General features: G+C 48.7%; 6 protein-coding genes. 4 read left to right on the forward strand and 2 right to left on the reverse strand.

From position 1 onward, the window contains the following. The first annotated feature begins 3 nt into the window (after positions 1–3). On the forward strand, positions 4–450 hold the full coding sequence (locus tag DWX26_RS11585) for a GNAT family N-acetyltransferase (RefSeq protein WP_118601473.1): 447 nt from the start codon (positions 4–6) through the stop codon (positions 448–450). 107 nt (positions 451–557) lie between these two features. Here DWX26_RS11585 and DWX26_RS11590 read toward each other — a convergent pair whose 3' ends face one another. Together DWX26_RS11590 and DWX26_RS11595 are read right to left on the reverse strand one after the other, a co-directional pair. Beyond that, on the reverse strand, positions 558–1694 hold the full coding sequence (locus DWX26_RS11590; protein WP_118601463.1) for a glycerate kinase family protein: 1137 nt from the start codon (positions 1692–1694) through the stop codon (positions 558–560). Beyond that, the gene (locus DWX26_RS11595) at positions 1694–3292 is read right to left on the reverse strand and encodes an AAA family ATPase (RefSeq protein WP_117761357.1); all 1599 of its coding nucleotides are present in this window, start codon (positions 3290–3292) and stop codon (positions 1694–1696) included. Before DWX26_RS11595 ends, DWX26_RS11590 begins: the two co-directional genes overlap by 1 nt. A 490-nt stretch (positions 3293–3782) precedes the next feature. On the opposite strand from DWX26_RS11595, the gene ileS reads away from it, so the two are divergent. From ileS to DWX26_RS11610, 3 genes are all read left to right on the forward strand, one after another. Beyond that, positions 3783–6902: an isoleucine--tRNA ligase gene (gene ileS / locus DWX26_RS11600; protein WP_055222021.1), complete on the forward strand. Its 3120-nt coding sequence runs from the start codon at positions 3783–3785 to the stop codon at positions 6900–6902. A gap of 108 nt (positions 6903–7010) precedes the next feature. Next, the gene (locus tag DWX26_RS11605; RefSeq protein ID WP_118601464.1) at positions 7011–9473 is read left to right on the forward strand and encodes a glycogen/starch/alpha-glucan phosphorylase; all 2463 of its coding nucleotides are present in this window, start codon (positions 7011–7013) and stop codon (positions 9471–9473) included. Between the two features lie 207 nt (positions 9474–9680). Beyond that, positions 9681–12575, forward strand: a complete 2895-nt coding sequence (locus tag DWX26_RS11610; protein ID WP_118601465.1) for a hypothetical protein — start codon at positions 9681–9683, stop codon at positions 12573–12575. Position 12576 lies beyond the last annotated feature (1 nt).

Raw genomic sequence — 12576 nt, forward strand, 5'->3', positions numbered from 1 at the left:
AATATGAAAATCAGAAAAGCAGAACTGAAAGACCTGTCCAGAATTGCGGAAATTTTCGTGTTCAACAACCGAATCAATTATTTCCCGATTTTTCACGAGGAGGCCTATTCCTTCGGTGAAATGCAGGTAGTTCCGATGATCGACCAGTACTTTAAGAAAGAAGAAATCTTAAACCGCATCTATGTCTACGATGATGGAATTATAAGAGGTTTTACAGAAATCAACGGAACCGAAATCTGTAAACTATACGTAGATCCATGTCTGCAGAACAACGGAGTCGGCCACGCGCTGATTACCTTTGTAATTGAAAAGTTTGACGCAGACCATCTATGGGCATTGGAGAAAAATACGCGTGCCATTGCGTTTTACAACCGCCACGGATTTCGGTGGGCAGGAACGAAACAGCTGGAAGCAGGAACGACAGAATATCTGCTGGAATTAAGACGATGAGAGCGCGGCGTGCTTTCTGTCCTTCCTGCAAAAATTAAAGCAGGAGAAAACGGTCTTGTGTTTTAACCGAATCAAGCAAGTAGCGAAGCGGATTGCGAATATCCGCTTTACTGAAGCAAAAATAGCCGAAAAGCCTGTTCTACCGTATCGGCCATATTTTCTGCCGCATTTTTCACATCCATAGCTTCTTCGAGTGAAACGACGCTCCGCATAATAGGGAAAAAGGCATCAATTCCGGCGGCGTTGCATGTGGATGCATCTTTTGTGACACAGCCGGAGAACGCAAGGACAGGTTTGCAGTATTCTTTTGAAAGTTTTGCAACTCCGATCGGCGCTTTTCCCATCACGGTTTGTCCGTCGAGCCGTCCTTCGCCGGTGATAACAAGATCAGCATCTTTTACATCATCACGAAGTCGGGTTTCGTCCAGTACGATCTGAATGCCGGGTTCCAGCGAAGCAGAAAGAAACGTCTGAAAAGCAAATCCAAGTCCGCCCGCAGCACCCGTTCCGGGAAATTCCGCGTCGACGTTCGGGAATGTTTTCCGGCAGAGTGCGGCGTAGGAGGCAAGCGATGTGTCCATACGTTTGATCATGACAGCATCCGCGCCCTTCTGCGGTCCGAAAACGGCGCTGCAGCCGTTGGAACCGCAGAGCGGATTCGTTACATCGCAGGCAATACGGAAGGTGCATTCCGAAAGTTCCGGCAGAACGTGATCTGCCGTAATCGCGGTAAGAGATTCCAGTCCGACAGCACCAAAAGGAACCTGTTTTCCTTCTGCATCGAGCAGTCCGAAACCGAGTGCCTGTAGCATACCAATACCGCCGTCATTTGTGGCACTTCCGCCGATTCCAATGATAAAGCGGTGGCAGCCATTGCGGATGGCATCGCAGATAACCTCACCGACACCGTACGTTGTGGCGTACAGCGGATTTTTCTCATCGCCGTGTACCTGCGTAATACCGGCAGCCCCCGACATCTCGATAATGGCGGTCTGCGTCCGGTCGATGATGCCATACGGGCAGATAACCTGCTTTCCGGCAGGACCGGTCACCGAAACGGAGACAAGCCGTCCGCCAAGACCTTCGGTCAGTGCCTGAACGGTACCTTCACCGCCATCGGCAAGCGGGCGCACAACCGTCTCCACCTTCGGATCGACACGATAAATCCCGGTGGCGGCCGCTGTTCCAGCCTGCAGAGAGGAAAGGCTTCCTTTAAAAGAATCAATTGCAATCACAACTTTCATCATTTTTCTCCTGATTTCAAATATTTTTCAATCCGACACTCATGCACCTTCGTCTTCTTATCATAATTAACACCAACCAGCAGAATATCCCCTGTATAAGATGCAATGGAAGCCGGGTAATGCTGTCTTTTAATCTGATCCAGTGCCGTTTTCGCATTCTTGTTCCATTTCAGTTCTACTACAAGCGCCGGAAAATCGTATCGGTATTCCGGCTTTGGCAGAAAGACAAAATCGGAAAAACCGCGCCCGGTCGGAAGTTCACGAATGGGTTTGAAGTAATATTGCATCGTACTTAAATAAGCAATCGTGAGGACACAACTGAGCGAATTTTCATTATGATACTGAATCACGGAAGTATATTCCTCATGGACCTTTTCAATTCCGGCAGCGACAGCATTTTCATCCATATCGAGCGTAGCATCTAAAAGATCCGCAGATTCCTGCTGGAAAGCGAAAAGTTCATTCCAATGATTGGAAGTCACCGCAGTCAGAAACTCCCTGCGGATTTCTTCGTTGGGAATATATGCCATCTGTGTCTGCTGATTGTAGGCAAGATAGCCCAAATGAATCAGCAGCGTCAGAACATCATCTTTATTTACAAAGCTGACCATGTCATTTTTAAAAGAGGTAACCATGACAGGAACTGCGGCGCCGGAAAGCATCTCCAGAATTGCTGTTTTCAATCCGTCAAAATCCATATTGATAAAAGGAACCATCGAGTCGTATGTGCTTGTCTCCGACCAATAGCTTTGGAATGTCCCATCCAGAAGCAGACTTGTCACCGCGTTTGGATTGTATACATGGTAATTTCCAAGCAGATAGCCGTCGTACCATCGTCTGACTTCCTCAAAATTTTGTCCGTATTTCTGACAGAGAGCGGAAACTTCATCTTCTGTGAATCCAATATAGGAAGCCAGCGGGCCTGGATTCAGCATGGAATACTGATGAAAATTATTTAAGGCAGACTGCGTTTTCAATTTTTTGATCGGAAGAATACCCGTGAGAAACGCAAGCTGGATATATTTCGTCGGTTCCGTCCCTTTGAACATTCCACGAAGAAAATTAATGTAATCATCCTGAATTTTCTGGTTGGAGGCCTCATCACGAATCAGGACATCCCATTCATCAATAATAATCACAAATTTCTGTCCGGTCGCCTCTTTGATCCGGGACAGAGCGTCGGGAACGGTGGAAACTTCCGGCGGAAGCTGATCTGCATAGATGGTACGCAGCTCGGCCAGTGTACATTCTGTAATGTAGGCCACAATCTGTTCCGGATCGCTGACATTCGAAAGAAACCACTGGATGTCCAGATGAATCACATCGTACTGGTTCAGATGCTTCTCAAAGTCTGCCGTCTGGCTGATCGCAAGGCCAGAAAACATCTTTCTGGAATCACAGCCCTTGCTGTAATAGGCCGCCAGCATATTTGCAGCAAATGATTTTCCAAACCGCCGCGGGCGGCTGTTGCAGATATAGCCCTGTATGGTGTCCAGAACTTTGTTGGTATACGATAAAAGTCCTGTTTTGTCCACATAGATTTCAGAATTGAGAGCAACCTGAAATGCACTGTTGTCCGGATTCACAAATCTTCCCATGATTTCACTTCCTTTCCGTTTTTTGATTATACCCCGATTTTACCATTCCCCCATCCAAATAGCAACGCACACCCCCGAAAATCCCGTAAAATCGCGGAAAAGAACCGATAAAATATGCTTTCCACTCTTGACAACGCTTACAGCCCCTAGTTATAATAAGGCATGAAAAACGATGACGAAGACAGTAGTCTGCGCGTGAACGGTCTGTGGAAAGCGAGCCGGGGATGGTGGGAGTCCGGTACAAGTAGCGGCAGGTGAACATCACTTCCAAGTTGCAGTTCTGAATCTGCGTACCCGGCGCATAAAATATAGAAAACCGGAGAGCAGTGGTAAGAAGTTGCCGGTTGTTCCCCGTTACAGGAAATGCATATGATAGTATGTAACAGGTGGTTACGATAAGTACAGCTTTCGTCCTATTACAGGGCGGGAGCTTTTTCTTATTTTACGCGAGCAAATCAAACGAGAAACTTAAGTTTCAGGAGGTACAAGCATGTACAAGAAAGTTTCAACCGACATGAACTTTGTCGAGAGAGAAAAACAGGTTGAGAAGTTCTGGGAAGACAATCAGATCTTCGAAAAAAGTATGAAAGTGCGTGAAGGAAATCCGTCCTACGTGTTCTATGACGGACCGCCGACCGCAAACGGAAAACCGCACATCGGCCACGTAGAGACCCGTGTTATCAAGGATATGATCCCGAGATACCGTACCATGAAGGGTTATCAGGTGCCGAGAAAAGCAGGCTGGGATACCCACGGACTGCCGGTAGAGCTGGAAGTTGAGAAAAAACTCGGTCTGGACGGAAAAGATCAGATCGAAAAATACGGCGTAGAGCCATTCATCGAGCAGTGTAAAGAGAGCGTATGGAAATACGAGGGAATGTGGGAAGACTTCTCCCATACCGTTGGCTTCTGGGCTGATATGAAAAACCCATACGTTACGTATCATAACGATTACATCGAGTCCGAGTGGTGGGCATTAAAAGAGATCTGGAAGAAAGGTCTTCTGTACGAAGGACACAAAATCGTTCCTTACTGCCCGCGCTGCGGTACCCCGCTTTCTTCTCACGAAGTAGCGCAGGGATACAAAGATGTCAAAGAACGTTCTGCCGTTGTCCGCTTTAAAGTAAAAGGCGAGGACGCTTACATCCTGGCATGGACCACCACACCGTGGACCCTTCCGTCCAACGTTGCGCTCTGCGTCAACCCGGATGAGGATTATGTAAAAGTAACAAGCAAAGGATATACCTATTATATGGCAGCCGCTCTGGTAGACACCGTTCTCGGTGAGGGCGCTGAAATCCTGGAGCATTATCAGGGCAAAGATCTTGAGTTCAAAGAGTACGAGCCGCTGTTCCCGTACGCTGAGAAGAGAATCGGAAACAAAAAAGCATACTATGTAGTCTGCGATACCTACGTAACACTGACCGATGGTACCGGTGTTGTTCATATCGCCCCTGCATTTGGTGAGGACGACTCCAAGGTCGGTCACAGATACGATCTTCCTTTCGTACAGTTAGTAAACGAAAAAGGTGAGATGACCGAGGAAACTCCGTGGGCAGGTACTTTCTGCAAGAAAGCAGATATGGCCGTTCTGCAGGCACTCGAGGATAAAGACCTTCTGTTTGATGCGCCGCTGTTCGAGCACAGCTACCCGCACTGCTGGAGATGCGATACTCCGCTGATCTACTATGCACGTGAAACCTGGTTCATCCGCATGACTGCAGTAAAAGAGGATCTGATCCGCAACAACAACACCATTAACTGGATTCCGGAAAGCATCGGAAAAGGACGCTTTGGCGACTGGCTGGAAAATGTTCAGGACTGGGGACTTTCCAGAAACCGTTACTGGGGAACTCCGCTTCCGGTATGGCAGTGTGAATGTGGCCATCAGGACTGCATCGGCAGTATCGAAGAGCTGAAAGAAAAAGCCGACAACTGCCCGGATGACATCGAGCTTCACCGCCCATACATCGACGCAGTGACCATCAAGTGCCCGAAATGCGGTAAAGAGATGCACCGTGTACCGGAGGTTATCGACTGCTGGTTCGATTCCGGCTCCATGCCGTTCGCACAGCATCACTATCCATTCGAGAACAAAGAAACCTTCGAGAAACAGTTCCCGGCACAGTTTATTTCCGAGGCTGTAGACCAGACACGTGGATGGTTCTACTCCCTGCTTGCAATTTCCACTCTGCTGTTCAACAAAGCACCGTACGAGAACGTTATCGTTCTTGGTCTGGTACAGGATGAGAACGGACAGAAGATGAGTAAATCCAAAGGAAATGCGGTAGATCCGTTTGACGCACTGCAGACCTACGGTGCCGATGCGATCCGCTGGTACTTCTACACCAGCAGTGCTCCGTGGCTGCCGAGCCGTTTCGCAGGCAAGACGGTCGTGGAAGGACAGAGAAAGTTCATGGGAACCCTGTGGAACACCTACGCGTTCTTTGTCCTGTATGCAAACATCGACAACTTCGATGCAACAAAATACAGTCTGGAATATGACAAACTGGCTGTTATGGATAAATGGCTGCTGTCCCGTCTGGAATCCACTGTAAAAGCAGTAGACGACAACCTGGCAAATTACCGTATCCCGGAGGCAGCAAAAGCACTGCAGTCCTTCGTGGATGATATGAGTAACTGGTATGTACGCCGCTCCCGTGAGCGTTTCTGGGCAAAAGGCATGGAGCAGGATAAGATCAATGCTTACATGACTCTGTACACCGCACTGGTGACCGTTGCAAAAGCAGCAGCTCCGATGATTCCGTTCATGACAGAGGATATTTATCAGAACCTCGTAAAGAGCATCGATGCAAGTGCACCGGAAAGTATCCATCTGTGCGACTTCCCGGAGGTACATGAGAACTGGATCGATCCGAAGATGGAAGAGGATATGGCAGACCTGCTGGAGATCGTCGTTATGGGACGTGCCGCAAGAAATACTGCCAATATCAAAAACCGTCAGCCGATCGGAACCATGTACGTGAAGAGCGAGTTCCAGCTTTCCGAATTCTACAAAGAGATCATCGAGGACGAGCTGAATGTCAAAGAAGTTGTATTTAAAGATGACATCGCAGATTTCATCAGCTACAGCTTCAAACCGCAGATGCGTACCGTAGGACCAAAATACGGAAAACTCCTGAACAAGATCAAAACAACCCTGTCTGAGCTGGATGGAAACAAGGCTATGGCAGAGCTCAAGAGCACCGGCGAACTTAAACTTGACATCGATGGACAGGAAATTGTATTATTAGAGGAGGATTTGTTAATTGACATGGCACAGATGGAAGGCTATGTATCCGAATCCGACCATACAATCACCGTTGTTCTGGATACCAATCTGACTCCGGAACTGATCGAGGAAGGTTTTGTTCGTGAGCTGGTAAGTAAAATCCAGACCATGCGTAAAGAGGCCGGCTTTGAGGTTATGGACAAGATCAGAGTATATGCAAAAGACAACGACAAGATTGTAAGCATCATGAAAAACCATGGTGATGAAATTAAATCTGAAGTTCTGGCAGAAGAAATCGTGACTGGAGAGACAAAGGGCTATGAGAAGGAGTGGAATATCAACTCCGAAAAGGTTACCATGGCAGTAGAGCGTATCTAAGAATACTTCTGGATGCGTTTCCACGACGATCGTTAATATAAAAATCAGCCTGCGAGCGGGGATGCAGACAAGCTCTCCGCTCGCAGACTGCTATTGAGGAGGACGCAGATGTTAAACGCCGAGTTCAACAAAGAAACTTTTAAGAACAGTGTCAAAGAAAACGTAAAAATGCTGTACAGAAAAAATCTGGAAGAGGCTTCCCAGCAGGAAATTTACCAGGCAGTCTGCTACGCAGTAAAAGACGTTATTATTGACAACTGGCTGAAAACCCAGAAAGCAATGGATGAGCAGGATCCGAAGATTCTGTACTATATGTCCATGGAGTTCCTGATGGGACGTGCGCTGGGAAATAACCTGATTAACCTGACTGCATACAAACAGGTACAGGAAGCTCTTGATGAGATGGGACTGAACCTGAACCTTCTGGAGGACCAGGAGAGAGATCCTGCGCTTGGAAACGGCGGTCTTGGCCGTCTGGCAGCATGCTTCCTGGATTCCCTGGCTACACTGGGATATCCGGCATACGGCTGCGGTATCCGTTATAAATACGGTATGTTCAAACAGCAGATCCGCGACGGTTATCAGGTAGAAGTACCGGACAACTGGCTGAAACACGGCTATCCATTCGAGCTGAAACGCCCGGAATACGCAAAAGAAGTAAAATTTGGCGGATACGTAGCACAGGAGTATGATGAGACTACCGGACGCGTAAACTTCGTACAGAAAGATTATCAGTCTGTAAACGCAATTCCTTACGATATGCCAATCGTAGGATACGACAACGATGTTGTAAACACGCTGACCATCTGGGATGCAGAGGCTATTCAGGACTTCTCCCTGGATTCCTTCGACAAAGGTGATTACCACAAAGCGGTTGAGCAGGAAAACCTTGCAAAAACCATCGTAGAGGTTCTGTATCCGAACGACAACCATTACGAAGGAAAAGAGCTGCGTCTGAAACAGCAGTATTTCTTTATTTCTGCAAGCGTACAGAGAGCAGTTGCAAAATATAAAAAACATCACGATGATATCATAAAGCTGTATGAGAAGGTTACCTTCCAGCTGAACGATACTCACCCGACCGTAGCCGTTCCGGAGCTGATGCGAATCCTTATGGATGTGGAAGGCCTTGGCTGGGATGAGGCATGGGAGATTACGACAAAGACCTGTGCATACACGAACCATACGATTATGGCAGAGGCACTTGAAAAATGGCCGGTTGACCTGTTCTCCAGACTTCTTCCGCGTATCTATCAGATCGTAGAGGAGATCAACCGCCGCTTCCTGATCCAGGTAAGAGAGCAGTACCCGGGTGATGAAGAGAAAGTCCGCCAGATGGCAGTGATCTACGACGGACAGGTTCATATGGCCCGTCTGGCTATCGTAGGCGGATATTCTGTCAACGGTGTTGCAAAGCTTCATACCGAGATCCTGAAAAAACAGACCTTAAAAGACTTCTACGAAATGACTCCGGAGAAGTTCAACAATAAGACGAACGGTATCACACAGCGTCGTTTCCTGCTTCACGGAAATCCGCTCCTGGCTGACTGGGTAACTGAGTATGCCGGAAATGGCTGGATTACCGATCTTCCGAAGATCAAAAAGATCGCTGAGCTTGCAGATGATACACAGGCACAGAAGGAATTTATGGAGATTAAACACAAAAATAAAGTTCGCCTGGCAAAATACATCAAAGAGCATAACGGCATTGATGTAGATCCGAACTCTATTTTTGACGTTCAGGTAAAGCGTCTGCATGAGTACAAACGCCAGTTTATGAACATTCTTCATATTATGTACCTGTATGACCGTCTGAAAAAGAACCCGGATATGCCGTTCTACCCAAGAACCTTCATCTTTGGAGCGAAAGCTTCCGCAGGCTATGAGCGTGCAAAAGCAATCATCAAACTGATTAATTCCGTTGGGGATGTCGTAAATAACGATCCGACCATCAAAGGAAAGATCAAAGTTGTATTTATCGAGGATTATCGTGTCAGCAACGCAGAGCTGATCTTTGCCGCTGCCGATGTTTCCGAGCAGATTTCCACCGCAAGTAAAGAGGCTTCCGGTACCGGTAACATGAAGTTCATGCTGAACGGTGCCCTGACTCTTGGAACCATGGACGGTGCAAACGTAGAGATCGTTGAGGAAGTTGGAAAAGAGAACGCCTTCATCTTCGGACTTTCCGCAGATCAGGTTATCGAATATGAGAACAACTACACCTACGATCCGATGAGCTACTTCATCCACGATCAGGACATCCACAACGTAGTGATGGATCTGATCAGCGGAAGATACTCAAACGGCGACACCATGATGTTCCGTGATCTGTATGACTCTCTGCTCACACCGAAGAATGCTCCGCGCCCGGATATGTACTTTACCCTGGCAGACTTCAAGTCCTATGCGGCAGCACAGGAGCGTGTTGAGGATAAATACAGAAATACTTCTGCATGGGCAAGAAGCGCGATCCTGAATACCGCACACAGCGGCAAATTCACATCCGACCGTACCATCCAGCAGTATGTAGATGATATCTGGCATCTGGATAAGATTACTGTCAGAAAGTAATCGGAATCAAATATAAGTAGTTAGGGGACACCTGCTTTTCCGGGAAAAACCGGAGGGGCGGGTGTTCTTTTTTTGATGACCGCTGGAAGGATTTGCATCCCGAAAAATGCCTGCAAAACAGGCATTCTTTTGACATTCTACGGGGAGTGTGGTACACTGTTCGTGTCTATGAACTAAAACAATCTGAAATGTATTGAGGTGAAAAGATTGGATAAAGCTGAATATCAAAGCCGGCTGAAAGAGCTGAACAGTCTGGTAAAAAAAGAGGACTATGAGGGGGCACTTGCAGTTGTAGAAGCCGTTGACTGGCGGCGTGTCAAGAGTCTGCGCACGCTCGGCATGGTAGCGGATGTCTATGAGGCGAACAAACGATATCCGGAGGCGAAGAAGATTCTGCTGATGGCGTATGACCATTCCTCCATCGGAAAGGGTATTCTGTACCGCCTGGTAGAGGTCTCCGTAAAAATGAAAGACTTTGATGAGGCGATTGACTTTTACAACGAGTTTGAAGCAGTCGCACGTCACGATAATTCCCGGTATCTGCTGAAATACAAGATTTTAAGAGGACAGAAAGCGCCGCTTGAGGAGCAGATTTCCCTTCTGGAGGAATACAAAGAGCGGGAATTTACCGAGAGATGGGCATATGAACTGGCAAACCTTTACAGCAAAGCCGGAGAGACGCAGAAATGCATCGATGCCTGTGATGAGCTGATCCTGTGGTTCAGCGAGGGCAAATATGTGACAAAGGCAATGGATCTGAAAATGAAGTACGAGCCGCTGTCACCGTCCCAGCAGATCAAATACGAGCATCGTTTTGACTACAAAAAGAATGAAGAGCCGTCCGAGGATCCGGAAGCACTTGAAGTGCGGTTAGCCGGAGAGAGCGGAGCCGGTGAAATGGCTGCGACGAAAGAGCCGGCAGAGACGCCGGAAGTAAAACCGGTAAACGGCGGTGTGATGAGCCAGTATGTGGCCGGTGAAGAAGAAAAAGAAGCCGGTTCGCCGTACGAAGCATATGAGAAAACACAGCAGGCCGAGGCAGATGCAGAGCAGGTGCAGGAGTACGAAGCACTGCAGCAGACAGAGGAGCCGATCGAGGAGATTCCGGAAGAGCAGGCGTATGCAGACAGCACGCCGACGTACCTTGGAAATACGATCGATCTTCACGCAGAGCTTGCAAAGAGCATCCGCGATGTCTTCTCCTTCCGCGGAAAGAAACAGGAAGAGACGGCAGTCGAGGAAGAGACAAGCGAAGAGCCGGTACAGTACGAAGTAAAAGATCTGGAGCCGGAGCAGCTTGATGTAAACGTAGAGGTATCCCCGGATGCCAACACGACAATCAAGACAAGACCGCAGCCAAAACCGAAGGAAAAAGCCGAGCCGGTAATGCCGAAAGCACCGAAGCCGGAGAAGAAATACGAAGAGCCGGACCTCGAAGCACTGTTCCAGGAGACCGCAGCAAACCTGTCGGAGGAAGTTGCGGAGGAAGAAGCAGAAGAGCCAGTGGAACCGGCAGCAGAAGCCGAAACCGCAGAGCAGCCGATGGATCCGGAGTCCGAGACAGAGGCACGGGAAACGGCAGAGGAGCCGCAGGCGGAAGCTGAGCCGGAAGAAGATGCAGAACCGGCAGATGAAGCGGAAACCGAAGAGATCACAGAACCGGCGGATGAGGCTGAAACCGAAGAAGTTACAGAGCCGATGGATGAAGCTGAGATCGAAGAGATTATAGAACCGGCAGCCGAGGCTGAAATCGAAGAAGCAGAAGTTACAGAACCAGCAGTGGAAGCTGAAACAGAAGCAGCCGAGAAGGCTCAGGCGGAAGCCGAAATTGAGGAAACCGTAGAACCGGCGGAGACGCCGTCCATGGATGCAACGGTTGTCATCCCGGATCTGAAACCGGCAGAGGAGACACGGCCGACCATCGATTTTAGTGAGCTTCAGGCAGCGCTGAACGCAGAAGTGCAGGAAGCTGAAAAAGCATCGGAAATTGAACTGCCGGACGAGCCGGAAACTGCGGAAGCAGAACCTGCTGACGAGCCGGAAAGCGAAACAGAGCCGGAAACCCCGGCCGAGACTGAGCCAGCCGATCCGTTTGAGCCGGCAGGAACCCAGCCGATCGAGATTACCCCGGAGGAAATCGAAATCGAAGTTCCGACCGAGCCAAAGCGTGAGCGCGTATCCGATGCGACGATCAACATGAGCATCGAAAAAACAACGGATGCCACCGTTCAGCTGATCCGCGACAACATTCCGGAAGGAACTGTTGCGAAATCGATTGAAGAGGTGCTCCGCGAGGAGACGCCGGAGGAGGCAAGACTCCGCATCCTGAACGACACCCAGCCGGATAAGCTGAGTGATGAGCAGAAAGCGCTGTTTACTTACTTTGCGAAAGTTCCAGGCATGGATATCCAGATTCTGGATGCAATGCATGGTGTTTATCATTACGCAGGCGACCGTACTTCCCGTCATGGAAACATTGCCATTATGGGCGGATACGGTACTGGAAAAACGAAGCTGTCGGAGGATCTCGTCCGTGCAATCTGTGCTGACTTAAAACTTCCGGCAACGAAGATGGCCCGTCTGGATGCATCTGTTCTGAACAAAAAGGACTGTGCGCAGATTGTTTCAAAGCTGGCGGGAGGTTTCCTCCTGATCGAGCGTGCCGGTCTGATGTACCCGGAGACGATCGAGAAGCTGTCGCAGGCAATGGATTTCCGTACCGACAGTCTGGTTCTGATCATCGAGGATGAGAAGGTCAGCATGAGAGGTCTTCTGCGGAATAACCCTGATTTTGCGAAGAAGTTTGAGACGGTCATTTCGATTCCTGTTTTCACAAACGATGAGCTGGTTACGTTTGCCCGCACGTATGCGCGTGAGAATGGATACAAGATGGACGAGATGGGTGTGCTTGCTCTGTATACACAGATTGGCAACAATCAGAAGGAGGGCGAGCCGATGACGATTTCACAGGTCAAAGATATGGTGGATCGTGCCATCGCCCATGCAGAAAAGGGAACCCGTAAATTCGGAAGACGCATGTCCAGAAAGCATACCGATGCGGACGACCGCGTGATTCTTTACGAGAAAGACTTTGAGTTCTAAA

Origin of the sequence: Blautia sp. AF19-1 (genome assembly GCF_003479155.1) — a bacterium.
GTDB lineage: Bacteria > Bacillota > Clostridia > Lachnospirales > Lachnospiraceae > Fusicatenibacter > Fusicatenibacter saccharivorans.

What these genes read in the sequence shown, in the direction of transcription:
- DWX26_RS11585 (WP_118601473.1), top strand. Translation starts at nt 4, where the DNA reads ATGAAAATCAGAAAAGCAGAACTGAAAGACCTGTCCAGAATTGCGGAA.
- DWX26_RS11590 (WP_118601463.1), bottom strand. Translation starts at nt 1,694, where the DNA reads ATGAAAGTTGTGATTGCAATTGATTCTTTTAAAGGAAGCCTTTCCTCT.
- DWX26_RS11595 (WP_117761357.1), bottom strand. Translation starts at nt 3,292, where the DNA reads ATGGGAAGATTTGTGAATCCGGACAACAGTGCATTTCAGGTTGCTCTC.
- ileS (WP_055222021.1), top strand. Translation starts at nt 3,783, where the DNA reads ATGTACAAGAAAGTTTCAACCGACATGAACTTTGTCGAGAGAGAAAAA.
- DWX26_RS11605 (WP_118601464.1), top strand. Translation starts at nt 7,011, where the DNA reads ATGTTAAACGCCGAGTTCAACAAAGAAACTTTTAAGAACAGTGTCAAA.